This window comes from Streptomyces sp. NPDC050439 (genome assembly GCF_040655335.1).
In the GTDB taxonomy this organism is placed as follows: Bacteria; Actinomycetota; Actinomycetes; order Streptomycetales; family Streptomycetaceae; genus Streptomyces.
Genome location: NZ_JBFAJT010000001.1, coordinates 442,273 through 465,930, shown reverse-complemented (window position 1 = coordinate 465,930; position 23,658 = coordinate 442,273). Strand labels below are relative to the sequence as shown.

At 70.3% G+C, this 23,658-nt stretch carries 24 protein-coding genes; 13 read left to right on the top strand and 11 right to left on the bottom strand.

Annotation, left to right across the window (positions count from 1 at the left end):
* Nucleotides 1–78: 78 nt before the first annotated feature.
* The 6 genes from AB0I66_RS02205 to AB0I66_RS02180 all read left to right on the top strand — a co-directional run bounded on the left by AB0I66_RS02205 (nucleotide 79) and on the right by AB0I66_RS02180 (nucleotide 5,257).
* Complete coding sequence (locus tag AB0I66_RS02205; protein ID WP_363205761.1) at nucleotides 79–1,323, top strand: glycosyltransferase; 1,245 nt, start codon at nucleotides 79–81, stop codon at nucleotides 1,321–1,323.
* A 69-nt stretch (nucleotides 1,324–1,392) separates the two neighbouring features.
* Nucleotides 1,393–1,788 carry a hypothetical protein gene (locus tag AB0I66_RS02200; protein WP_363205760.1) on the top strand — a complete coding sequence of 132 codons (396 nt, stop codon included), beginning with the start codon at nucleotides 1,393–1,395 and terminating at the stop codon, nucleotides 1,786–1,788.
* Nucleotides 1,789–1,818: 30 nt separating this feature from the next.
* Nucleotides 1,819–1,956 (top strand): hypothetical protein, encoded by a 138-nt coding sequence (locus tag AB0I66_RS02195; RefSeq protein ID WP_363205759.1) that lies wholly within the window; start codon nucleotides 1,819–1,821, stop codon nucleotides 1,954–1,956.
* Nucleotides 1,957–2,205: 249 nt separating this feature from the next.
* Entirely contained in the window at nucleotides 2,206–3,459 is a 1,254-nt protein-coding gene (locus AB0I66_RS02190) for a sugar ABC transporter substrate-binding protein (protein ID WP_363205758.1), read from the top strand.
* Nucleotides 3,456–4,409, top strand: a complete 954-nt coding sequence (locus AB0I66_RS02185) for a sugar ABC transporter permease (protein WP_363205757.1) — start codon at nucleotides 3,456–3,458, stop codon at nucleotides 4,407–4,409. The genes AB0I66_RS02190 and AB0I66_RS02185 overlap by 4 nt, the downstream gene beginning before the upstream one ends.
* Nucleotides 4,406–5,257, top strand: coding sequence for a carbohydrate ABC transporter permease (locus AB0I66_RS02180; protein WP_363205756.1), 852 nt, complete (start codon nucleotides 4,406–4,408; stop codon nucleotides 5,255–5,257). Before AB0I66_RS02185 ends, AB0I66_RS02180 begins: the two co-directional genes overlap by 4 nt.
* 74 nt (nucleotides 5,258–5,331) lie before the next feature.
* Here AB0I66_RS02180 and AB0I66_RS02175 read toward each other — a convergent pair whose 3' ends face one another.
* The 5 genes from AB0I66_RS02175 to AB0I66_RS02155 form a co-directional block, all read right to left on the bottom strand.
* Nucleotides 5,332–8,340: a family 16 glycoside hydrolase gene (locus tag AB0I66_RS02175; protein WP_363206649.1), complete on the bottom strand. Its 3,009-nt coding sequence runs from the start codon at nucleotides 8,338–8,340 to the stop codon at nucleotides 5,332–5,334.
* 157 nt (nucleotides 8,341–8,497) lie between these two features.
* Entirely contained in the window at nucleotides 8,498–10,381 is a 1,884-nt protein-coding gene (locus AB0I66_RS02170) for an ATP-binding cassette domain-containing protein (RefSeq protein WP_363206648.1), read from the bottom strand.
* 230 nt (nucleotides 10,382–10,611) lie between these two features.
* Nucleotides 10,612–11,385 carry an arsenite methyltransferase gene (arsM, locus tag AB0I66_RS02165; protein ID WP_363205755.1) on the bottom strand — a complete coding sequence of 258 codons (774 nt, stop codon included), beginning with the start codon at nucleotides 11,383–11,385 and terminating at the stop codon, nucleotides 10,612–10,614.
* Nucleotides 11,386–11,559: 174 nt separating this feature from the next.
* On the bottom strand, nucleotides 11,560–11,784 hold the full coding sequence (locus tag AB0I66_RS02160) for a hypothetical protein (RefSeq protein ID WP_363205754.1): 225 nt from the start codon (nucleotides 11,782–11,784) through the stop codon (nucleotides 11,560–11,562).
* 39 nt (nucleotides 11,785–11,823) lie between these two features.
* A complete protein-coding gene (locus tag AB0I66_RS02155) occupies nucleotides 11,824–13,065 on the bottom strand; it encodes a cytochrome P450 (RefSeq protein WP_363205753.1) in 1,242 nt (413 codons plus the stop codon).
* 442 nt (nucleotides 13,066–13,507) lie between these two features.
* Between AB0I66_RS02155 and AB0I66_RS02150 the strand changes: the two genes are divergently transcribed.
* The 3 genes from AB0I66_RS02150 (at nucleotide 13,508) to AB0I66_RS02140 (ending at nucleotide 14,723) form a co-directional block, all read left to right on the top strand.
* Nucleotides 13,508–13,735, top strand: a complete 228-nt coding sequence (locus AB0I66_RS02150) for a DUF5133 domain-containing protein (RefSeq protein ID WP_363205752.1) — start codon at nucleotides 13,508–13,510, stop codon at nucleotides 13,733–13,735.
* Nucleotides 13,736–13,853: 118 nt separating this feature from the next.
* Nucleotides 13,854–14,180: a plasmid stabilization protein gene (locus AB0I66_RS02145; protein WP_363205751.1), complete on the top strand. Its 327-nt coding sequence runs from the start codon at nucleotides 13,854–13,856 to the stop codon at nucleotides 14,178–14,180.
* 129 nt (nucleotides 14,181–14,309) lie between these two features.
* The gene (locus tag AB0I66_RS02140) at nucleotides 14,310–14,723 is read left to right on the top strand and encodes an SsgA family sporulation/cell division regulator (RefSeq protein ID WP_363205750.1); all 414 of its coding nucleotides are present in this window, start codon (nucleotides 14,310–14,312) and stop codon (nucleotides 14,721–14,723) included.
* 24 nt (nucleotides 14,724–14,747) lie between these two features.
* Here AB0I66_RS02140 and AB0I66_RS02135 read toward each other — a convergent pair whose 3' ends face one another.
* A complete protein-coding gene (locus AB0I66_RS02135) occupies nucleotides 14,748–14,975 on the bottom strand; it encodes a DUF5133 domain-containing protein (protein ID WP_363205749.1) in 228 nt (75 codons plus the stop codon).
* A 501-nt stretch (nucleotides 14,976–15,476) separates the two neighbouring features.
* Here AB0I66_RS02135 and AB0I66_RS02130 point away from each other — a divergent pair.
* Nucleotides 15,477–16,340, top strand: coding sequence for an SDR family oxidoreductase (locus tag AB0I66_RS02130; protein ID WP_363205748.1), 864 nt, complete (start codon nucleotides 15,477–15,479; stop codon nucleotides 16,338–16,340).
* A gap of 38 nt (nucleotides 16,341–16,378) precedes the next feature.
* Here the strand turns inward: AB0I66_RS02130 and AB0I66_RS02125 are convergent, their stop codons facing one another.
* Complete coding sequence (locus AB0I66_RS02125; RefSeq protein ID WP_363205747.1) at nucleotides 16,379–17,956, bottom strand: NAD(P)/FAD-dependent oxidoreductase; 1,578 nt, start codon at nucleotides 17,954–17,956, stop codon at nucleotides 16,379–16,381.
* 99 nt (nucleotides 17,957–18,055) lie between these two features.
* On the bottom strand, nucleotides 18,056–18,511 hold the full coding sequence (locus AB0I66_RS02120; protein WP_363205746.1) for an SRPBCC family protein: 456 nt from the start codon (nucleotides 18,509–18,511) through the stop codon (nucleotides 18,056–18,058).
* 151 nt (nucleotides 18,512–18,662) lie between these two features.
* Between AB0I66_RS02120 and AB0I66_RS02115 the strand changes: the two genes are divergently transcribed.
* Nucleotides 18,663–19,994, top strand: a complete 1,332-nt coding sequence (locus AB0I66_RS02115) for an APC family permease (protein ID WP_363205745.1) — start codon at nucleotides 18,663–18,665, stop codon at nucleotides 19,992–19,994.
* 10 nt (nucleotides 19,995–20,004) lie between these two features.
* Here AB0I66_RS02115 and AB0I66_RS02110 read toward each other — a convergent pair whose 3' ends face one another.
* Both AB0I66_RS02110 and AB0I66_RS02105 read right to left on the bottom strand, forming a co-directional pair.
* On the bottom strand, nucleotides 20,005–20,439 hold the full coding sequence (locus tag AB0I66_RS02110; protein ID WP_363205744.1) for a DUF2267 domain-containing protein: 435 nt from the start codon (nucleotides 20,437–20,439) through the stop codon (nucleotides 20,005–20,007).
* A gap of 160 nt (nucleotides 20,440–20,599) precedes the next feature.
* On the bottom strand, nucleotides 20,600–21,031 hold the full coding sequence (locus AB0I66_RS02105) for an Hsp20/alpha crystallin family protein (protein ID WP_363205743.1): 432 nt from the start codon (nucleotides 21,029–21,031) through the stop codon (nucleotides 20,600–20,602).
* A 130-nt stretch (nucleotides 21,032–21,161) separates the two neighbouring features.
* Here AB0I66_RS02105 and AB0I66_RS02100 point away from each other — a divergent pair, with 130 nt between their 5' ends.
* On the top strand, nucleotides 21,162–21,815 hold the full coding sequence (locus AB0I66_RS02100) for a type III effector protein (RefSeq protein ID WP_363205742.1): 654 nt from the start codon (nucleotides 21,162–21,164) through the stop codon (nucleotides 21,813–21,815).
* A gap of 98 nt (nucleotides 21,816–21,913) precedes the next feature.
* Here the strand turns inward: AB0I66_RS02100 and AB0I66_RS02095 are convergent, their stop codons facing one another.
* A complete protein-coding gene (locus AB0I66_RS02095) occupies nucleotides 21,914–22,198 on the bottom strand; it encodes a DUF4190 domain-containing protein (RefSeq protein ID WP_363205741.1) in 285 nt (94 codons plus the stop codon).
* 186 nt (nucleotides 22,199–22,384) lie between these two features.
* On the opposite strand from AB0I66_RS02095, the gene AB0I66_RS02090 reads away from it, so the two are divergent.
* The gene (locus AB0I66_RS02090; protein ID WP_363205740.1) at nucleotides 22,385–23,611 is read left to right on the top strand and encodes a PAS domain-containing protein; all 1,227 of its coding nucleotides are present in this window, start codon (nucleotides 22,385–22,387) and stop codon (nucleotides 23,609–23,611) included.
* The last annotated feature ends 47 nt before the right edge of the window (nucleotides 23,612–23,658 follow it).

The following is a 23,658-nucleotide window of genomic DNA, read 5'->3' as shown; positions in this document are numbered from 1 at the left end:
ACTCCTGCGACTACCGACACACCTTCGCCCACATCTGTCGCTCCCGGTACGGTGCCCCCGGTCTGACATCCTGTCGCGGTGCGCGTACTGATCGTGACCGCGGGAAGCTGGGGCGATGTCGCCCCCTACACCGGACTTGGCGTGCGCCTGCGCACGGCGGGCCACGAGGTGGTCCTGGCCACCCATGAGCGCTTCGAACAGGCGGTGACCGCCCACGGACTCGGCTATCGGCCCCTGCCCGTCGACCCACGGCAGGAACTGGCCTCGCAGGTCGGCCAGGGGCTGGCCAGAGCGGTCAGCCCACCCGTGGCCATGGCGCGGCTGATGCGTATGGCACGGGCGTTCATGCCCCGGCTGACGGCCGGTGTCGCGGACGCCGTGCGCGAGGGCGCCGACGTGGTGCTGAGTTCCACGGTCACCGACCCCATGTGCGCGGCGCTCGGCGAGGCACTGCGTCTGCCGAGCATGGGGGTCTACCTCCAGCCGGTCCACCCTACAGGCGCCTTCCCGCCGCTCATCACCGGAGCCCGTTCCTTCGGGCCGCACGGCAACCGGCTGGCCTCCCAGGCCCTGTGGCTGGGCAGCGACCCGATCTTCGCCCCCGCGGTCAGCGCCCTGCGCCGCGAACTGGGCCTGCCGCGCCGGAAGTTCAGTGGCCCGCTGAGTCTGCCCCGCGGGCGTACCGTCCTGCACGGCTTCAGCCCACGGATCGTCCCGCGCCCCACGGACTGGCCGGCGGGGCATGAGGTGGGCGGCTACTGGTGGCCGGAGACCACGCCCGGCTGGAAGCCGGAGCCGCGCCTCCTTGACTTCCTCGACGCGGGCCCACCGCCGGTGTTCGCGGGCTTCGGCAGCTTCGTCACCGCCGACTCCGAGCGGCTGAGCACCTTGCTGGCCGACGCTCTGCGGCGCGCGAAGGTACGGGGCATCATCCAGGCCGGCTGGAGCGGTCTGCACGCGGAGAACGACGACCTGATCACCGTGGGGGAAGTGCCCCACGCGTGGCTGTTTCCCCGGACGGCCGCGGTCATCCACCACGCCGGAGCGGGCACCACCGCGGCAGGGCTGCGGGCCGGGGTCCCCTCAATCCCTGTCCCCGTCCAGTTGGATCAGCACTTCTGGGCCACCCGCTTGCACACACTGGGCCTCGCACCGCGTCCGCTGCGCTTTCAGCGCCTGACCGCGGAACGTCTCACGCAGGCGATCACCGCAGCCGTCCACAGCCCCGCCCTGTGCGCCCGTGCCCGCGAAACGGCCGCAGCCATCGCCCGTGAGGACGGCACCCGCCAGGTCCTGGAGGCCCTCGAGCGGGTCTCCCGATGAGGTGCTGAAGCCGCCGCGGATACGGAATCGGCTACTCCCGTGCGGCGGGGGCAATCGAGGTTCATGACTATGGCGCGATCTTCTCCCGACAGCCCGACCGAGTGGTGGATCCTCCTCGGCGCATTGGCCCTCTACGCTCTGGCGCGGTGGTTCTTCGCGTGGCGTCAGGCCCAGTTGGAGGGGCGAAGACGTCCCGGGCGCGCCGCTCTGGACGAGTTGGGCGAGGACGATGACCACGAGATGACCCCCATGAGGGCCGGGGCCGGGGGCTACGACTCCTGGCAGCAGTTCATCGGGTTCCTGGTGGCCGGGGTGGTGATCGCCATGATCGCCGGCTTTACGGAAGGTGCCCTGCGCGTCGCGCTGCTCTGGTTCGTCTCCCCGCTGCTGGTGATCGCCCTTGCCTACATGGACTTCCGGCAATCCCGAAAGGCACGCGCGAAGAAGACCCGCTCCCGTGCCTGACACCGTATGGCCCAGGGGTACGCTCACCGCATGATCATCCCGTTCGTGGTCGGCATCACCGTCCTCGCCACCGTCGGCGCCGTGGGCACCTGGGTGTGCCTGGAGTTCTGCAAGGCGTGCCGCGAGCGCAGGCGCGTGCCCGCCGGGGCTGCCGCCGACGGGCAGTAGCCCCGGCTGCGGACCGGCTCCCCGCGATGCCGGGGCGGCCGCTACGACGCCCCCGTGGCGGGTCAAGGGCGCCTCTGAAACGCGCACGCGGTTTGCACCTACAGGCCGCGCGCGGTCACGGAACTCATCGCTTCCGGCGATGCTGTCCGGTCATCCGGTCCTGGCGGGGACGCCCCCTGTCGTAATCCGCCCGCATGGTTGATCGTTGGGCCTTTGGAATCAGCCGCACGCCGGACAGGGGGACTTTTCATGACCATCAGCCGCAGGGGACTGCTCGGGGCGGGCGCGGCGGCCGGGCTGCTGAGCGCATGTGGCTCCAACACCGGGCGCGACGAAGGCGGTTCGGGTCGCGGGCCGAAGCTGTCGCAGTGGTATCACCAGTACGGCGAACAGGGCACCGAGCAGGCCGTCAAGAAGTACGCCACTGCCTACAAGAAGGCGAACGTCACCGTCCAGTGGCGGCCCGGCAACTACGACGAACAGACCGCGGCCACACTCCTGACGGACTCCGGACCCGACGTCTTCGAGGTCAACGGGCCCAGCCTCGACCAGATCCAGGGCAAGCAGGTCGCCGATCTCACCGAGCTGTTCGACGGGGTCAAGGACGACTTCAATCCGGCCGTTCTCGCCCCGAAGACGTACGACGGCAAGATCTGGGGCATCCCGCAGGTCGTCGACATGCAGATGCTCTACTACCGCAAGAGCCTGCTCGCCGACGCCGGTGTCCGCCCGCCGAAGACTCTCGACGAGCTCGTGGACGCCGCGAAGAAGCTCACCTCGAAGAAGACGAAGGGGCTCTTCCTGGGCAACGACGGCGGCGCCGGTGTCCTGGGCGGCACGCCCCTGTACGCGGCCGGCCTGGAACTCGTCACCGCCGACGGCGAGGTCGGCTTCGACGACCCGGCCGCCGCCCGCGCCCTCGGCAAGATCCACCGGCTGTACGCCGACAAGTCGCTGCTCCTGGGCGCGCCCGCCGACTGGTCCGACCCCTCGGCGTTCGTCCAGGGGCTGACCGCCATGCAGTGGTCGGGGCTGTGGGCACTGCCCGCCGTGCAGAAGGAACTCGGCGACGACTTCGGTGTCCTGCCGTTCCCGAAGGACGGGGCCGGGGGCAGGCCCGCGGTGCCGGTCGGCGCGTACGCCGCGGCGGTCAGTACCCGCAGCAAACACCAGAAGGCCGGCAAGGACTTCCTCAAGTGGCTGTGGATCGACAGCACCGACCGCCAGGAGGACTTCGCCCTCTCCTACGGATTTCACATCCCGGCCCGCATGTCCCTGGCGAAGAAGGCCGCGAAGCTCAGGAAGGGCGCGGCGGCCGATGCCGTCCGCTACACCACGGACCACGGCCACGCCGAACCCCTCCTGTGGACCCCGGCCGCCAGAAGTGCCTACCAGGACGCCCTCAGCCGCATCATCAAGGACGGCGCCAACCCGGAGAGCGAACTCAAGAAAGTCGTACGGAAGGTGTCCGCCGAGCTCGACCGGGTGAAGAAGAAGTCGTGACCACCACAGCCCCGCGCGAGCAAAAGGCTACAGGGCGAAGGAGGTTGTGGGGCCACCAGAACCGCACGCTCTGGTTCTGGGTGTTCGTCGGGCCCTTCCTGCTCGGCCTCGGCGTCTTCACGTACATCCCGCTCGGCTGGAGCGTCTACCTCAGCTTCTTCGACGCCCACAACACCGTCACCCCGAGCGACTTCGTCGGCCTCGGCAACTACACGGAGATGCTGCGGAACGAGGCGTTCACCGACAGCCTGTGGACCTTCCTCGTCTTCTCGCTCTTCATCGTGCCCGCGACGTACGCGCTCTCGCTCGCTCTCGCCCTCATGGTCCACCGCCAGCGCCGCGCCCAGGCGTTCTTCCGCTCGGTCTTCTTCCTTCCCGCGGCCTGCTCCTACGTCGTGGCCGCGCTCATCTGGAAGATGTCAATTTTCAACGGGGTCCGGTTCGGGCTCGCCAACACCGTCCTCGGCTGGTTCGGCATCGACCAGATCGCCTGGCTCTCGACCACCGACCCGCCCTGGTACTGGGCCGTCATCGTCACCGTGCGGCTCTGGCTCCAGGCGGGCTTCTACATGGTGCTCTTCCTCGCGGGCCTGCAGCGCATCAGCCCCACCCTCTACGAGGCGGCCGCCGTGGACGGGGCGCGGCCCGGCTGGCAGGTCTTCCGGCACATCACCTTCCCGCAGCTGCGTGCCACGTCCGTGGCGGTCGTGCTGCTGCTCGTCATCAACGCCTTCCAGGCGTTCGACGAGTTCTACAACCTGCTCTCGGACTCCCGCGGCTATCCGCCCTACGCCAGACCCCCGCTCGTCTACCTCTACTACACGGCCCTCGGGCAGGGGCAGAACCTCGGCCTCGGCAGCGCGGGCGCCGTCCTGCTCGCCCTGATCATCGCGGTGGTGACGGTGGGGCAGGCCAAGTGGTTCGGGCTCGGCAGGAAGGAGGCGGAATGAGAGACCACCTGAGGGACGACGCGAGGGTCAGGGCGGGCCGCGCGCTGCGGCTCTCGCTCCTGATCGCCCTCGCGCTGCTTTTCCTGATCCCCTTCTACCTCCTGGTGCGCAACGGTCTCTCGTCCGAGAGCGACATCACCTCGCCCGAATGGACCTTCTTCCCCTCCACCCTGCGCTGGGGGAACGTCAAGGAGCTCTTCGACGACACATCGGTGCCGTTCGCGCGCTCCCTGCTCAACTCCTCGCTCATCGCCGTCGCGACGACCGCCGGCACACTGCTGCTGGCCTCTCTTGCCGGCTACGGCCTGGCCCGCATCCCGTACCGGCACGCGAACAAGGTGTTCTACGCGATCCTCGGCACCCTGATGGTCCCGGCGTCCGTGACCTTCGTGCCGAGCTTCGTCCTGGTCTCCTCGCTCGGCTGGGTCTCGACGCTGCGCGGCCTGATCATCCCGACGCTGTTCTCGGCGTTCGCCTGCTTCATCTTCCGGCAGTACTTCCTGGGATTCCCCAGGGAGCTGGAGGACGCGGCGCGTGTCGACGGGCTCGGCTACTGGCGCACCTACTGGAGGGTGGTCGTGCCCAACTCGCGGCCGGTCTTCGCCGCCGTGGGCACGATCGTCTTCATCGGCGCCTGGAACTCCTTCCTGTGGCCGCTGGTCATCGGCCAGGACCGCAACGCGTGGACGGTGCAGGTGGCCCTGTCGTCGTTCACCACGTCACAGGTGATCCGGCTGCACGAGCTGTTCGTCGCGGCGGCCGTGTCGATCGTGCCGCTGCTCGTGGTCTTCCTGTTCTTCCAGCGGTGGATCGTGGCGGGAGTGGAGCGGTCGGGCATCGACGACTGAGCGAGCCCTGCCGACGGCTGGGGGCCGCCGGCAGGGCTCGCTCACCACTCAGAGCAGTCGGTCAGAACAGCCGGTCAGGACAGGGGCTCCACCCATACGTCGCGGAAGCGGACCTTGTTGCCGTGGTCCTGGAGGCGGATCGCGCCCGCCGCCGCCGACTCCGGATCACCCGCGCCCGTCGGACCGTCGATCGCCACGTCGTCGTGGACCTTCTTGCCGTTCCACACCACCGTGACCCGGGCGTCCGACGTCTTCTTGCCGTCCGCGTCGAAACGGGCGGCACGGAAGGTGATGTCGTACGTCTGCCAGGTCTCCGGCGCCTTCGAGGCGTTGAGGTCGGCGGCCTTCTTCTGGTAGATCGCCGCCGCCTCGTTGTTCGCGAGCTTCTCCACGCCGTACGAGTCCAGGATCTGCACCTCGTACCGCTCCTGGAGATAGACCCCGCTGTTGCCGCGGTCCTGCCCGGTGACGTCGTCCGGCAGTTTCGGCACACGGAACTCGACGTGCAGCTTGAAGTCGCCGAAGTGCTGCTTCGTGCGCAGATCCCCGCAGCAGACCTCCATGGACTTCTCCGCCGTGTGCGGCCACTCGGCACTGCGCCCGTCGGTGTGCTGCCAGGCCGACGAGATGCTGCCGCCCGAGAAGAGGTCGATCCGGGCCCCGGGACGGCGCACCTCAAGCGCGTCGAGATTGACGTGCCCGGTGTCCCCGGCCCCGACCGAGTAGGTGATGGTGTTGCGGCCCTTGCGGAGTTCGAGCTTCTCCGTCTTGGTGGACCAGCGGTTCCACTGGCCCGTCGACGGCAGGCTCGTCTGCTTGGCCGCGCCGTCGTTGACGCCGACACTGATCGTCTTGGTGCCGGTGAAGGGGTTCGGGCCGTTGGCGTACCGCAGCCCGACGTCGTAGCTGCCCTTCTTGTCCACGTGGACGTCGAAGCTCGCCTTGGCACCCTGCTCGCCGAAACCGTCGACGAAGCCCGCACCGGTGTAGCCGCTGTGCTCGGTGTCGGTGCCCGCGCCACCGGACAGGCGCGCCGATTCGGCGTCGTACGTGGTGACCGGTTCGGCCGGGCCCGGCTTGGCGTTGAGGGTGTACCAGGCCTCGGTGGACCAGAGCTGCTCGCCCGAGGACGAGGAGAACGGGCGCGGGGAGCGGATGTGGACGACACGGTCGGCCTTGAGCCCCGGGATGGTGAGCTTGACCTTGCGCCGGTCGTCGGAGAGCTTCGCAGACGTGACCGGCAGCGACTCCTCGTCGACCTTCGGGCCGCCGTAGGCCGGGGTCGGGGCGTAACGCCACTGCTCGACGGAGTACGCGCCCTTGGTCAGCTTGGCCGCGGTCTCCTCCGACAGGGGCTTGGTGTAGGTGACCTCGAAGCCGTCGGGCGTGGCGCGCATGGTCTTCATGTCGAAGGCCGCCTTGCCGTTCGGCGTCAGCTTCTGCAGGCCGAAGCGGAGCTTGCCCGCCTGGCCCCAGTTCCCGTCGGCGCCCAGGCCGCCGGTGTAGAGGGCACCGTCGGGCCCTTCGCTGATCCGGGTGATGCCGGACTCGAGGCCCTGGGTGTGCCGGAACACGGCACCCTGGTACTCGCCCTTGACCTTCTCCAGGTCGGCGCGCTGCAGTCCGCCGTAGGTCACGTCACCGAAGACCATCTGTCCGGCGAAGGGGCCCTTCTTCAACTGCATCGGTGTGCTGGGGGAGTTGGCGATCTCGTTCTGCGGCAGCCACAGGGCCGGCTTGGTGACCGGCTGGTCGTCGAAGGGGCCCTCGGGGTTCATGTGGTGGTTGAAGAAGCGGTCCTGCTTGACGTGCACCAGCTTCGACGCCGGGAGCCAGCCGCCCTGGTTGTCGGCGACGAAGAGGTCTCCGGAGGGGCCGCGTCCGATGCCGTTGGGGGTGCGCAGGCCACCGGCGATGTAACTGACCTTGCCCGTCTTCTTGTTGACCTTGATGGTCGTGCCGCGGTTCTTGGCGGGCTGCGGGTCGGTGGTCGCGCCGCCGTAGTCGATGGCGACGGAGAGGTTCAGATAGAAGTCGCCCTTGTCGTAGAGCAGTCCGAAGGCGAACTCATGGAAGTTCCCGCCGTAGGGCCACTCGGCGATCTTCTTCTTGTCGTCGGCGACGTCGTCGCTGTTGGTGTCGTTCAACTCGGTCAGCTGGTGTTTCTCCGACACGTACAGCTTGCCGTCGACGTACTTGATGCCCATCGGCTCCTTGAGCCCGTCGGCGATCTTCTTGTACGTGACCTTGTCGGGCCCGGTGTCCCCGGTGACGTTGTCGAGCAGGTACACCTCGCCCTTCGTCTCGGTGCTGCCGCCCCACGTGGAGATCGCGAGCCGCCCGTCGGGCAGCCAGTCCATCGCGGACACCTGCGGCTCGAAGCCCTTGGGGCGCAGGTCCGTCAGCTTGTATCCGGGGTTGACCTCGGTGAGCGGGAGGCCGTCGCCGGGGGTGTCGAGCGCTCCCTCGCACTCCTTGCGGCCGGGCGCGGTGACGCGGACGACGTCGGCGTCCGTGCTGAGCACCGAGTTCGGCACGACCTTGAACTCGTCGGCCCCCGGCGGCTTCCACTGCAGGGTGACCTGCTGTTCGCCGTCCGCGTCGAAGTGGTCGATGCGCAGCGGCTGGTGGCCGGCGTTCAGCGTGATCTCGCCGTCCTTGGGCTCGGCGCCGTGCTTTCCGTCGTGGTCGATGACCTGCTGGTCGCCGACGAAGAGGCGTGAGCCGTCGTCGCTGATCAACCGGAAGCTGTAGGCGCCCGCCTCGGGCACGTTCAGATTGCCGATGATCTGCGAGACGAAGTTGTTGCTGAACCCGAAGCCCTCGGTGGACGTCCAGTCGGCGGTCGGGATCAGCTTGTCGACGTTCGGGGTCTGGGCCGGCTTGAGGTCGCACAGCTTGCTGAGCGGGGACTGGATGTCGAACACCCGCAGGGTGACGCCGGGTTCCTGCGGCGGCAGGTCGGCGAACGGCCGCGGATCGTCCTCGGCGCCTGCGGCGGGCGCCACCAGCCCGCCGCAGAGCATCGCCGTGAGCAGCAGACCGGTGGATCTTCGAGCCCTGCGGCGGGTGGTGCCGGACATCGGCTCGGGGCGTGGCTTCACTCTTCCTCCTGCGTGGTTCCTACGGGGGTTACGCAGATCTATGTGGCAAAGCGACGCTCAGCGTAGGGACGGTGCCGGAGCACGTCCATACTTTGTCCACAGAAAGGAAAAACTGAGGGCGGAAGGCGGCTCCTCGTCAGCGATCCTTGGCCAGTGCGACGAGATCCGCGAACAGGCCACCGCCGCCCACGAGTTCGTCGTACGTGCCCTGTTCGATCACGCGGCCCTTGTCCATCACGAGGACGCGGTCGGCGAGCCGGGTGTTCTCGAGCTGGTGGGTGACGACGATCGTCATGCGCTCGGCCGCGATCTGCTTGATCTCCGTGAAGACCGCGTGCTCGCCGCGCGCGTCCATCTGTGAGGTCGGCTCGTCCAGGATCAACAGCGGTGTCCGCCGGTAGAGCGCACGCCCGCACACGAGCCGCTGCCACTGGCCGCCGGAGAGTTCGGCGCCGCCCCACAACTCCTTGGCGAGCAAGGTGTCGAGCTGCCGCGGCAGTGCCTCGATCGCCTCGCGCATCCCCACGGCGTCGACGACGTCCCACACCGCTCCGTCGTCGTACGTCCTCGGCTGGCCGAGGGTGATGTTCTCGCGGGCGCGCAGGGGCCAGCAGGCGAAGTTCTGCGGGACGAGCGCGGTGCGCCGCCACACGGAGTCGGGGTCGGCCCGGGCGAGGTCGACGCCGTCCCACAGGACGCGGCCCTTGTCGGCGAGGAGAATGCCGGTGAAGAGCTTGGCCAGGGTCGACTTGCCCGAGCCGTTCTCGCCGACGACGGCCAGGATCTCGCCGCGCCGCAGCGTGAGCGACACGCCCGCGACGGCCGGTTCCTCCTTGCCGGGGTAGTGGTACACGACCTCGTCGAGGCGGATCTCCTCCACGCGCTCGGGGAGGGTCAAGTCACCCCGTTTGGGCGCCCGTTCTCCCGCCAGGTCGAGGAAGGCCCGCATGTCCGCCAGGTAGAGCGACGTATGGAACATCGCGGCGCCGTGGATGACGGACTGGGAGAGCGCGGCGAGTGTGGTCTGGACGGCCACCACCGCCGTCGCCGCCACGGGCAGCGCGACCCGGCCGGTGGTGGCCAGCCCGGCCAGGGTGGCCCACGTGCCCAGCAGGAAGAGCCCGCCGAGGGCGCTGGTGACCAGGACGATGCGCAGCATCCGCGGGGCCGCGGTCAGGGTGCGCCGGTCGATCCGGTCGGACAGGGCGCGGTACCAGTAGATGAGGTAGCCGGTCATGCCGTTGGCGCGGACCTCGTCGCCGTGGCGGGAGTACGTCGCCCACCAGCGCATCATCGAGCGGACGTTCCTGTCGCCGACGTTGAGGTAGTGGGTCTCGTAGGTGACCCGCGCCGACAGCACGGCCCCGGCGCCGGCCGGGAGCACGGCCAGCAGGAGCAGGGGCAGCATGAGCGGATGCAGAGCCGTGATCACCCCGCTCGCGGCGATCATCCGGATCAGGGCCGACATGAACCGCTGGGCGTCCTGCACCATCATCCGGGTCCGGGTGACCCCGACCTCGGCGGCCTCCTGCCGGTCGGCGAAGCCGTCCTCGCCGTAGGCGGACGACTCCACGCGGCACACGGCGGCGACGAGGGCGACGTCCGCTTCGGTCATCAGCAGCGGCGTGATCCGTCCGTCCGCGTACGAGGAAACGGCGCTGCTGACACGGCCGAGCGCGGCGGCCGTCGTGACGACGATCAGGGCGGGCAGCGCCGCGTGCAGGCGTTCGGACACGCTGCCCGTGCCGAGGACGTGGGTCATGGCTCGAGCGGTGAAGGCGAGGACGGCGGCGGCCGCCGCGCCGGTCAGGAGCTGGCAGACGAGGAGCAGTACGACACCGACCCTGTCCACGGCCCATGCCATCCGCGCGGTGTGCCCGAGCACGGCGGGAAGGCGCCTGCACATCGCGGCGAACGTGGCTTCGGCCAGCGGGTTCTTGCCGTGCTTCCCTCCGAAGGTGAGCGTGGCCGGTGGGGGAGGGGGAGGCGTCTTGGCGTCTTCGGTCGAGGTGTCGTTCACAGTCACCTGCGTCCCTCCACGGGGTGCGTGCCGCACCTGGATGGCTCGGCGGTGCTGGGACTAACGACAGGGCGACGGAATCGAACGCGCTCGATTCAGGACGGGTTGGAGGCCGTCCGTCGCAAGGGGTGGCGCGTGTGGAGGGCGCGCTGGTGCGGTCGTGGGGCGGGGCCGATTGGCCGAATCGCCGATGTTCGGCGGCCGGGCGCTCAAGTCCGCCCGTGCGCCGGTCAGTTGCAGCAGCCCGTCGCCTCGGTGGCGGGCTTGGTGGCGCGGACGAGGGCGGAGTGCATGCCGTCGGCGACCACATGGGTGGGGGTGATCTCGATGGCGGTGAACCCGGCGGCCTCGAGCCCCCGGCGGTATTCGGTGAAGGAGAGAGCGCCGGCGACGCAGCCGACGTAATCACCGCGCTCGGCGCGCTGGGCGGGGGTGAGGGTGTCGTCGGCGACGACGTCGGAAATGCCGATGCGGCCGCCGGGGGCCAGCACGCGGAAGGTTTCGGCGAACACGGCGGTCTTGTCGGTGGACAGATTGACCACGCAGTTGGAGATCACTACGTCGATGGTGCGCGCGGGCAGCGGGATGGCCTCGATGGTGCCCTTGAGGAACTCGACGTTGGTGGCCCCGGCCTTCCTCTGGTTCTCGAGCGCGAGGGCGAGCATCTCCTCGGTCATGTCCAGGCCGTAGGCCCTCCCGGTGGGGCCGACGCGCCGGGCGGAGAGCAGGACGTCGATGCCGCCGCCCGATCCGAGGTCGAGGACACGCTCGCCTGCGTGGAGATCGGCGACGGCGAGGGGGTTTCCGCAGCCGAGCGAGGCGGCGACGGCCTCGGCGGGAAGTCCGTCCCGCTCACCCTCGGCGTAGAGGGAGGAGCCGAAGTTGTCGTCGACCTCGATCGCGCACGGGCCACAACAGGCGGTGCCGCCTTCAGTGACCTGCACGGCGGCCGCGGCGTAACGGCGGCGGACGTTTTCGCGCAGGTCGTCGGTCGGTTCGCTCATGGTGGCTCCTCGATCAGGGGAGGGGCCCGGAGGGCCCCGGATCGGGCTGCATTGACGTTCCTCAATGCAACCGTGCGCCTTGAATCGAAGACTGTCAACATAGAAGGATGTCGAAGCAAGAGCTTGTGGTGATCGGTCACCACCGGCTGCTGCCCGCGGCGACGGACCGTTGACTCAGCGGTCGTGTTCCCCGCGGCCGTCCTCGCGCTGGACGTCATCCTGCGCGGAGGGGTTGGGGGTGAGCGCGTCCGCGGCCTCGCCGTCCTTCTCGCGGTCCCGTTTCCCGCCGGGGACACGGGTCTCCGCGTCCTCGGCCTCGTCGAGGACTTCCTCGGCGGCCGTCTCCGCGTGCTGCGGCTTCTGGTCCTTCTCGTGCTCGTCGCCGTGCTTGTGGTTCATGCCGGGCCTCCGTCCAGCTGGTTCGGCACGGCGCGCAGGTCAGCGCGCCGCGGTGATGACGAAGCCGCTGCGGGGCTTCGTCGGCATCCGATGCAACGGGATGCGCAGGTCCTGTTCCGGGACCTCGTACTCGAGTCGCGCGAGACGGGGGAGCAGGGTGCTCAGCACCGCCAAGGTGATGTCCTCGCCCGGGCAGCGGTGGCCCTGTGCGGCGTCCCCGCCGCCCTGCGGGACCAGCTCGTCACGCCCGGGCTCGCGGCCCACGAAGCGCTCGGGGTCGAACATGTAGGGGTCGTGCCACAGCTCCGGGTCGTGGTTCTGGCCGTAGAGGTCGAGGAGGACGAGGGAGCCCTCCGGGATCGGCTCGCCGTGCCACTCCAGGTCGTTCGGTGCCAGCCCCGCGACGAACGGAGCGAACGGGTAGAAGCGCCGGAGCTCGTGGGCGAACGCCCGCGCATACCCGTCACGATCCTGGGCCAGCCGCTGTCGCAGCGCCGGATTCCGGTGCAGCGCGTGGGCACCGAACACGGTGTACCAGGTGACGGCGACGGTGGGCCGGATGACGTTGAGGATCTCGACGGCCGCGGTCCGCGGATCGAGGAGTTCGCCGTCCGCCTCACGGTGCGCGGCGACCGCCCGCACCACGGAGCCGGGCTGCGCCTCGTCCGCCGCCGGGCCGCCCTCGTCCGCCCGCGTCTCCTCGACCAGTTCGGCCAGCCGCTTCTCCTGGCGGCGCCGCGCGCGCCGGGCCTGCCAGTGCCGGGGGCCCGCGGTCGCGAAGCCGTCGACCATGGCCACCAGATCCCCCGCGGTGCGGCGCGCCTCGTCGTCCGGATACCGGGCCAGAGGCACTCCCGCCCACCGGCACACGGCACGCGTGATCAGGAGACTCACCTCGTCGAACAGTGTGACCCGCGGCCGGTGCGTCCACTGCTTGCTCGCCTGCTCCCACTCCTCGGCCACCTGGTCCGCCAGCCGGGACACCCCCGAGGCGTCCTGGAGGAGCGAGACGAAAAGGGCCTTGCGCGCGCGGTGCTCCGCCCCGTCGAGGGTGTGCACCGCGCCTTTGCCGAACAGGGTGCTCAGGACCGGTTCGGGCAGGGCGGTACGCCGCCGCACGTGGTTCTCGTCGTAGAAGAACGTGACGGCGGCCGGCCCCCGCAGGGCGATGGCGGGCTTGCCCAGCAGGCGGGTGCGGACGGGCCCCGGGCCCTTGCGGCGGCTCAGATCGGGGAGCCATGCGTACCCCCGCGAGAGGAGTGGCAGGGTGCTGTCCGGCATCAGATTCCTCCTGGATGACATTCCGCCCGGCGTGCCCCGGCTCCAGCCAGCCTCTGCCGGTCGGGGCGCGGACACCACCGGAGCGGCGCCGAACGCCTCGCGATCACGGAGGCGGGTGCCCTGGCGGATCACGTTCATGCGTTCCACAAGTCACTCCCGCACGGGTCTTTGGTCCTGATAGAGGAGCGAATTTCGGGGCACAGGAGTAGAGCTCGGCCAGGGAGGCCGTACCGACCGGAGGGGGTCAACTCATGCGGACGATCAGGCGGATGAGACGCGTGCTGTACGGGGCCGTGTGCCTGCCCAGGGGACTGGGGCGGAGTTCCGAAGCCCTGTGAATACCGGTCGTCCGCGCGGGCACAGGGTGTCGGCCGGCGGCAATGCATCGCACCCATCGGACATCGGATCCATCGAGAATCGCATCCATCGAAAGGAGCACCCCGTGCTCAGGCCTCACCCCGCGTTCCTGCAGTCCCTCCTCGAAACGCATGCCTCGCTGCAGCATCTGCAGGCCCGCGAGGACTCGGCCGAGGTCCGGCGGCAGCTGGATGACGTCTCGTACACCTTGTGCGTCTCCACCGGAACGCGGACTCCCGAGATGGCGGTCGCCGCGGCACGCGCCCAACTCGCGGGAGTGCATTCGCAGGACGACGCACGCTTGTCCGCCTGAGCCGCCACATGATTGACCGGGCGCGGTGTGGATACCGGTGTGAGACTGGGAAATGCCCGAAAGGCGGCCACAGCGAGCACGCGCCGTGACCGGGGCCCTCAAGAAAGGCGAGGTCAGCATGCCGGCTGGATCCAGCAACAAGCGTGAGCGCCAGTACGAACACATCAAGGAGAGCGCCGAGGACCGCGGCGCCTCCAAGGGCAGGGCCAAGGAGATCGCGGCCCGCACGGTCAACAAGGAGCGGGCCCGCTCCGGCGAGTCGAAGACCGCCGGCAAGACGTCGACGAAGGACCCGAAGTCGGCGCCACAGCGCGGCGGGGAGCGTTCGCACAGCGGAGCGCAGGGCCCCACCAAGGACCAGCTCTACGCCGAGGCGAAGAAGAAGAACGTCGACGGCCGTTCGTCGATGAACAAGCAGCAGCTGAAGAAGGCGCTCGGACGCTGAGCAACCCTGCGGCCCACGGCGGTGTCCACCGCCGTGGGCGCCGTCCGTCCGCCGTCAGCTTTACGAATGTGTTCACCCGGACAGCTGTCGCCGTGCATGCTTGAGCGAGTGCCGGGAACCCCGTGTTGCATGGAATCCAGCCTCACCTGCCCCATCCGGTCCCACCTGTGCGTCGACGCCCTCGATTTCGTGCTCGAAGCCGAGTTGGTCCTCACGTACTCCACGAAGGACCCGCTCGCCGTCACTCTCGCGTTCCCGCCGCCCGCGGCCGGGCAGGCCCCCACGACCTGGGTGTTCTCCAGGAACCTGCTGGCATCGGGTCTGCACGCCCCGGCGGGTGAGGGCGACGTCGTGATCCGGCCGACGGGGCGCCACCGGGTGCTCATCACCCTGACGTCCCCGAGCGGACGGGTCCGTGGCGAACTGGAAAGGGCACCGGTCGAGGCGTTCATCCGTGAGTCGTACGCCCTGCTGCCCGCCCCCGAGGAGAGCGCCGCACTGGACCTGGACGAGCTGGTCACCGCTCTCCTCGCCACGCCCTGAACGAGCGCACTGCCCCGTCGGCCCTCACACGGGCTGCGGGGCGTCCGGTTCGCCCTTGGCCACGGCCATCCGCGAACGGGCGGCCGCGAGCGCCGACGCCACCTCACGGGTGCCGGTGGACACGCAGAGGGTGTACGCGATGTCCTCGAGCCTCTTGCGGGCCTCGCTGGCTCCGTTGCGCGCATGCAGCGCGCTCAGTGCGTCGTACTGCTCCACCAGGTCGCGCAGGACTCTCGGGTCGGCCATCAGCACGGCAGGTCTCCTTCGCTCTCAACGGTCTTGACGCCCTTGACAGGCAGTGATGCGGGGGTACTTGGCCGCCCTTTTGCACACGCGCGCACCATGGCAGGCGGAGAGTGGGCGAGGTGGCCACCGGCGCGTACCTGTCCACAACCACGGTGCGCGAGCCGGGACAGGCCGACGGACGCCGGATTTCCTGCCCGGGCTCGATTCATCGCCGAGGTCGACGAAATCCCCGCCGGGGCGGGGTTCGTGTGGATGGCGGCTGAGGAAGAAACAACACCTGCTCCGTGGAAGCAGGGCTTTTGGGCGCGGCTGCTTCCTGACCTCAAGGTCAGTGTGCCCACGAGAAAGCGCGGGACGCCACCCGGAGCTGTGAGGTGGGCCGCACGCGCCCGGTGTTTGCGCCCGCGGATGCTTGGTATGCGGCCCTCGGTGCCGCCTGCCACCATGGCCGTGTGCGTCCCGGCGGGTGGAGCATCCGCCCTGCCGTCCCCACCCGGAGGAGTTCTCGTGACCGACCGGAAGCATGTCCTGCGCGGTCGCACAGCTGTCGTGACCGGCGCCGCGCGCGGTGTCGGAGAGGCCGTGGCCAGAGAGCTCGCCGCCAGGGGAGCCACGGTGGCCCTGCTCGGCCTGGAGGAGGAGTCACTCGCCCGAGTGGCCCAGGAGCTCCCCACGCCGTCGCGGCACTGGTACGTGGATGTCACCGACGACGCGGCGATGGCGCGCGTGGCCGACGAGGTACGCGAGCGTCAGGGCCCCGCGTCGGTCGTCGTCGCCAATGCGGGGATCGCCGAGGGCGGACCGTTCGTCGACTCCGACCCCGCCAGTTGGCGACGCGTCATCGACGTCAACCTCGTGGGCAGTGCGAACACCGCCCGGGCCTTCCTGCCCCAACTGCTCGACAGCCGCGGCTACTTCCTGCAGATCGCCTCACTCGCATCCATCGGCGCATCGCCGCTGATGAGCGCCTACTGCGCCTCCAAGGCGGGCGTGGAGTCCCTCAGCCACTCGCTGCGCGCGGAACTCGCCCCGCGGGGCGTGGGTGTGGGGGCCGCCTATCTGAACTGGACCGACACGGACATGATCCGTGACGCCGACCAGCACGCCGTGCTGCGGGAACTACGGGCGCACATGCCGCCGCCGGCCCGCAAGATCTACCCCCCGGGGCATGTGGCCCGCTGTCTGGCGGACGCCGTCGAACGCCGGTCGGCCACGGTGTACGTGCCGGGCTGGCTGCGCGCGCTGCAGGCGGTGCGGGCGGGGCTGCCGCCCCTCGTCACCCGGTACTCGCGCCAGGAGTTGATGCGCTCGGAGTTCTCCTCCACGGGCCTGCTCGGGCCCGGCGGGCGCGCGGCGGAGGCCGCCGACTGAGCTTGGCCGGCGGCCGTCACGTGAACCTGGGCCCTGGGTCAGCCTCGTCGGAAGCGGCGGTCGATCCGGCCCCGCAGCGCGGCGCGGGCGGCGTTGGCGCCGGGGGCTCCGTGGACGCCGCCGCCGGGATGGGCGGCGGCCGAGGCGAGGTAGAGGCCCTTGACCGGGGTCTCCGGGCGGCCGGTGCCCGGCGTGGGGCGGAACACCAGCTGCTGGTGGGCGGATGCGGTGCCGCCGTTGATCGCACCCCCGTGCAGATTGGCGTCCATGGCCTGCAGGGTGGTCGGGGCGAGCAGGCGCCGGGACCTGATGCGGGAGCGGAAACCCGGCGCCCAGCGTTCCACCTCGTTCTCCATGCGGTCCGCCATCGCCTCCTGTTCCTTCTGGTCCCAGGATCCGGTCAGGCCGTCCGCGCCCGCGTCGCCCTTGATCCGCTGCGGGACATGGGTGTAGGCCCAGGCCGACTCGGTGCCGGCCGGTGAGCGTGTGGCGTCGGCGGTGGTCATCTGGCCGAAGAGGATGAAGGGGCGGTCGGGCACCTGCCCCATGGCGATCTGAGCCGCGAACTGGGTGAGCCCGTCGACGCCGTCGGCCAGGTGCACCGTCCCCGCCGTGGCCGCCTCCGGTGCCGTCCAGGGCACCGGCCCGTTCAGTGCCCAGTCGACCTTGAAGGTCGCGAAGTCCCACTGGAAGCGGCGCAGATCCCCCAGCAGCCGCCCGGGCAGATGGCGTTCGTCGACCAGTTCGCCGAAGAGCGCCGGAGCGGACACGTCGGCGAGGATCGCGCGGGAGGCCGGCACGTTCTCGCCTCCGGCGGTGCGCACACCGACGGCGCGACCGCCCCGCACGACGACCTCACGCACGCGCTCCCCGCACCGGACCACGCCTCCGAACCTCTCCAGGCGCCGCACCAGGGCCCCGGTGAGCGCGCCCGCCCCGCCGACCGGAACGGGGAAGCCGTAGGTCTGGCCGAGCATGGACATCAGCCAGCCGAAGCCTCCGCTGCCGGCCGCTTCCGGGCCGAGGTCCGCGTGCAGCGCGTTGCCCGCGAGCAGCAGCCGGCCGCCCTCACCGCGGAACTCCTCCTCGCCCAGGCGCCGGACCGGCAGCACCATCGTCCGGGCCATCCGCAGCCCCCCGGCGCCCCGCAGCTTGGCGGCGAGCCGGACCCCGTGCCGTACGGGCGGGAACGGGGTGAACAGAGCTCCGAGGATGTCGGGGCCCACGCGGTTCCAGGTGGCGCAGAGGTTGAGCCAGGAGGCCCCGTCGCCCTCCGCGAACGCGTCGAGGCCGGCCGCTGTCTCCGCGGCCCCGCGCGCGAGGACCGCGCACCGGCCGTCGGGCAGGGGGTGGGCCAGGACGCGGGGGGCATGGCTCCAGCTGAGGCCCTCCTGCTGGAGCTGCAGGGCGGCGAGGATCGGGGAGGCCGCGGCCAGCGGGTAGAAGGCACTGAAGAGGTCGTTCACGTAGTCGGGATGGACGCCGCGGTCGCTGCGGACCGCGCCGCCCGGCTCGTCCTGTTCCTCCAGGACCTCCACGCTCCATCCGGCGTCGGCGAGCAGATTCGCCGCGACGAGACCGTTGGGCCCCGCGCCGATGATCACCGCGTCCGGCATGCCTGACTCCTGACGTCCGCCCAGGCTTGTCGGGCCCGGCGGGTCGATCGCTCGTGGGTGGGGGCCCCTGCCCCCTCGGCCAACCTGCTCGGCCGGCTCTCAGACCGATTCGTGGGCGCGCTTCGGGGATTTCTCCACGACGTCCGCCAGTCGGGCGAGCATGGCGCGGTGCCGCAGCTGGATCAGCGCGTCCACGGCCGCGTTGTGGAGCTTTCCGCCGGGCCCGGTCAGCGGGTGCTCGTCGACGATGACCAGGGCGTACTCACCCCAGGGGCGTACGTCGACGGCGATGCGCGCGGCGCCGAGCCATCCGCTGTCGGCCTCGAGCTCCAGGATGCGGGGCTCTTCGCAGCGCCGGACGGTCGTGGTTCCCGACAGCGTCCGCGGGCCCACCTTCACCGTGTACGTGATGCTGGAGCCCACCTTGGGCCAGTGGCCCTCTCTGGGCTCCGACCGGGCCGTGCCCACCACCCACTCGCCGTAGCGTGACCCGTCGGCGAGTACCGCCCAGACGTCTGCCACGGACCGTTTGATCAGTCGGTGTCGTACCGCCATTCGGCTCTCCAGCCCTCGTCGGATGCGGCAGCCTGCGTCGGATGCGGCGGCTTCCCGGTACCCGGCCCGTCCGTTGTCATTCCTTTTCACCCTCGCAGGCGTTCGAGGGGTTCGCCGCCTGCCGGACGCCGAACCGGGTACATGTGTGCGCGTGAAATCTCCCCGCACCATTCCGGCGGCGTCCGAGACGACGACTCCGCTCAAGAAAGCACTGACCACACCCCTGCTCTACTTCTTCATCCTTGGAGACGTCCTCGGCGCGGGCGTCTACGTCCTGGTGGGTCAGGTCGCGGCCGACACGGGTGGCGCCGTGTGGGTGCCCCTCGTGGTGGCGTTGTGTCTGGCGCTCCTGACGGCCGCTTCGTACGCCGAACTCGCCACGAAGTACCCCCGGGCAGGTGGCGCCTCGCATTACGCGACCCTTGCCTACGGTCCCTTCGCCGGATTTCTCGCCGGTTTCTGCATGCTGGCCGCCGGGATCGTGTCGGTCGGCGCTCTGGCCCGCGGTTTCGCCGGTGACTATCTGGCGGAGTTCGTCACCCTTCCGGTGGCGCTCGTCGCGGTCGTGTTCCTGGCCGCGCTCGCCCTGCTGAACGCGCGGGGGATCAGCGAGTCGACGCGGGCCAACGTCGTGGCCACCGTCATCGAGGTGGGCGGGCTCCTGCTCGTGATCGGGCTCGGCGTGTGGATCGTGCTGCGCGGTGACGGTGACGTGGGGCGCCTCACCGACCTGGGGACACCGGAACACGGGCCCGTTGCAGCCGTCCTGAGCGGGGCGGTGCTTGCCTACTACTCGTTCGTCGGGTTCGAGACCTCCGTCAACGTGGCGGAGGAGACCCGTGATCCGCGCCGCTCCTATCCGCGGGCCCTCTTCGGCGCACTGATCACCGCGGGCGCCGTCTACGCACTGGTCGGTGCCGCCGCGGCGGCCGCCGTGCCGACCAAGACGCTCGTCGAGTCCAGCGGCCCGCTCCTCGAAGTCGTCCGGGCGGCCGGTGGCGTCCCCACGGAGCTGTTCAGCGCCATCGCCCTGGTCGCCGTCGCCAACGGCGCCCTGCTCACCGGCATCATGGCCTCGCGCCTCGCGTACGGCATGGCACGTGACCGGCTGCTGCCGGGCTTCCTCACCAAGGTGCTGCCCGGCAGGCGTACGCCATGGGCGGCGATCGCCGCGACCACCGCCCTCTCGCTGCTTCTTGCACTGACCGGCGACGTGTCGACGCTGGCCTCGACCCTGGTCCTCCTCCTGTTGGTGGTCTTCTTCCTGGTCAACACGGCGGCCCTGGTGCTGCGCCGTGATGCCTCCGCGCAGGACCACTTCCGGGCGCCGACGGTTCTGCCGGTGCTCGGCGCGGTCTCCTGCGTCGTGCTCGCGACGCAGATCGAGCGCGAGGTGTGGCTGCGGGGCGGGGCGGTCCTGCTGGTGGGCGCGGTGCTGGGCGCCGTCACTGCCGTACGCCGACGCCGACGCCGGCAGCCCTGAGCCGCGGCGCCTACGCGGCCTGGATCAGCTCGGCCCGGCCGAACAGGAGCGCGTGGCCGGAGGGGAGTTGCGCCAGGATGCGGGTCAGCAGATCGGGGCCCGCCAGAGCCGCGACGGCGGCCAGGACGGCGCCGGTGTCCCAGCGCGTGGTGGCGGGGCTCGCCCCGGCCCGGGTGGCGAGGTCCTTGACCAGGCCCCAGCCGGTGAGGGGCTCGGGGTCAGGGATCTGGGCGGTGAGGACGAGTGCGGCCTCGACGGGAAGGCGGGCGGCGAGTTCGACGCGTTCGTCCCCGGTCAGCTGCCTGCCGAGTCCGCCGAGGACCAGCCGGACGGCTTCCTCGGCACGCTCCCGGGTGGGGTACGCGCCTTCGTAGCGGACCTTCTCCAGCATCTGCCGGTAGGTCATCGTGGGGAAGGGCCGGGTGGGTTCAGGTCGTTCGAACATCGCTGATTGCGCGCCTTTCTCGTCGCGGAGGTCGTGCGCGGGTGCCGGGCAGCCGGACGGCACCCGCTGGTTTGGTCTCGGGGGCTTCGCCCCGTCAGGCGCGGAGGACGGAGGCAGGGGGAGATGTCCGGCCTCCGCGCCACGCGTGCGCGGCTGCGGCTCAGCCGCTGATCTGCCGGTGGGACGCGTCGTTCCCGATGGAGATCTTGCGGGGCTTGGCGCGCTCGGCGATCGGGATGCGCAGGGTCAGCACACCCGCGTCGTAGTCCGCCTTGATGCGCTCGGTGTCCAGCGTGTCGGCCAGCACGATCTGGCGGGAGAACACGCCCAGCGGCCGCTCGGACAGTTCCATCTGGACGCTCTCGGACTTGGCGACCGGACGGCGCTCGGCCTTGACGGTCAGCATGTTCCGTTCCACGTCGATGTCGATCGCCTCGGCGGTCACGCCGGGAAGATCGAAGGCCACCACGTATTCGTCGCCCTCGCGATAGGCGTCCATGGCCATCGCGGAAGGCCGTGACCACGTGCCGGGGCCGACCAGCTGCTGAGCGATGCGGTCGAGCTCGCGGAAGGGGTCGGTGCGCATCAACATCGCGAAACACCTCCTGAAGGTCCGGGCAGTACCTGCCAATGCGCTTCACCTGCCATCGGTTGTAGCATGTCGTCCAATGGATGACAAGTTGCATGTCGTCCACCCGATGACAACGCCGAAGGAGGCCCCCATGGCAGCGACCGGCCCGCCGGAATCGCCCCAGGCCCACGCCCACAATCCGGCGTCCTTCCTGGCCGCGGCCTCCGCCCTGGAAGCCATCAGCGACGCCGTGCAGGTCGCCCAGGAGGCCGACACCGAAGCGCCGCCCGCCGGCCGCACCAACCCCGAACAGGCCCTCGCCTCGCTGCTGTTGCTGCGCGAGGTCCGTGAACAGCTCGCCGGCTGGGAAGCCGGCCTGATCGAGACCGCCCGCCATGCCGGAGCGAGCTGGGCCGACCTCGCCCACCCGCTGGGGGTCGCCAGCCGCCAGGCCGCCGAACGCCGCTACCTGCGCCAGCGCCCCGGCCCGACCGGGAGCACCGGCGAGCAACGCGTGCAGGCCACCCGCCGACGCCGCGCGGCCGACCGCTCCCGCACTGCCTGGGCCCGGACCAACGTCGGCGCCCTGCGCCGCCTCGCGGGCCAGGTCATGTCGCTCACCGGCCTGCCGCCGCAAGCCCAGGTTGCGATCGGCCAGTTGGACGCGGCGCTCGCGCACGACGACCCCGCGGCCCTGATCGACCCCCTGGCCAAGGCCCGCCCGTACCTGGCACGCACACACCCCGATGTCGTCGCCCAGCTCGACGCCCTCACCGGCCACCTCGACGAGAACGGCCCCGGCTGACCGGGGCGCCATGAGCAAAGGCCGGGGAAATGCGCGTGCAGCGCATTTCCCCGGCCTTTGCTCATGGGGTGAAACAGTTCGCGAATTTCGGATTCCGGTCAACCGCCGACGTACCAGGTGACTCCGCCGGAAGCGGCGAGAGCGATCAGCACGATGAACAGAATCACGTCGATGATGCCCAGAATGATGGCTGCCTTCGCCATGCCTCCGCCGCCCCTGAACGTCTTCTGGCGCAGCGCGACCGCACCGAAGATGATCGCGAGCGGCCCGAGGATGAAGTTGAGGAAAAACACACCGACGATGCCGCAGACAAGTCCGGCTATCGCGAGGCCGTTCGTCCGGGAGCCGGAAGAAGCTGCTGACGGATTGCCGTAAGCCGACATGGCCACACTCCTTGGAGATCGCATTCCAGCATTGAGTGACGTGAAGCCGAGTGCCCCGGAAATCAGTTCGTAGTCAGACCAAGTCGCCCCCGCCGGGCGCTGTTTCATCTCATTCGGCTTGTCCGAGCCTCGCCCCGGGTGTGTCCTGGGGGATGAACAGTTTCCCGGCCTGTGAGGGGAGCGACCGTGCACGAGGTACTGCGGGCCACGTCCGGCAGCCCGCTGTTCGAGGTGACCGCGGCTCCGTACGCGGTGCTCGACACGCAACTGCGCATCCAGGGGGCCAATCCGGCCTACCTGCGTGCCACCGGGCGCTCGCGCGACGAGCTGATGGGCGTCTTCGTGTTCGATGCCTTCCCGGACAACCCCGAGGATGCCGACGCGACCGGCGTACTCAACCTCGGCTCGTCCCTGGAACGGGTCCTGCGCCACGCGGCACCTCACGACATGGGCGTGCAGCGCTACGACATTCCCCGCGCCGATGCACCGGGCACGTTCCTTCGCAAGACGTGGAGCCCGATCAACTCCCCCCTGTCCGACGTCGAGGGACACATCGTCGGCGTACTGCACCATGTCGAGGACATCACCGTGGTGGACGACATTCTTCACCAGGCCCGCGGGACCGGCCCATCGGACGTCAAGCTGCGGCCGGCCGCCGTCCTGCGCCGCGCGATGCTGGCCGCGGCCCGCTGCGAAGACCAGGCGCGCGACAGCGACACGCGACGGGACGCACTGTGGCACCGGGTCGTCCACGCGGCCCGCCGGAACCGGCGGCCCGGCGGCTGCGCCGACGCCGTGTGCTCCACCGTGGTGGAGGAGTTGCCGGAGATCGACGCCGCCGCGATCACCGTGCACGGCTCGGGCCTGTTGCCGCAGCACCTCGCCGTCTCCTCCCCGCTGGCACGGCGCGCGGAGGAGATCCAATGGGTCACCGGTGAGGGGCCCACGCTGACCGCGCTCGCGACCGGCGAGCCCGCACTCATGTCCTGCATGGACCGGGACGGCCCCGCCTGGCCCTTCTTCGCCGACGCCGCGCGCGGCATCGGCGTTTCGGGGGTCTTCGCCTTCCCGCTGCGTACCGCCGCCGCGACCCTCGGCACCCTCACCCTCTACGGCGCTCGCCGAACCGGCCGTCCGGCACAACCGCCCGCCGTGGCACAGGAGTTCGCGGACATGGCCACCGCCGTGCTGCTCGCCGACATGGACAGCGAGATCGTCGAACAGGTCAGGGCCACCGCCGACGCGGACGACATCAACGTCACCATCGGAATCCTCTCGGTGGCGCACGGCATCAGCACGCACGAGTCCGGCCTGTGGCTGCGCGCGGCGGCCGGCGCGAGGGACCGCCCTCTCGCCGACTTCGCCCGCGAAATCATGGTCCGGCACGGCCACAAGCCCGGCGGCAGGCACTGAACTCCCGTCGCGGCCGGCGCGCTTCATCACCCCTCTGGTGGAGGTTG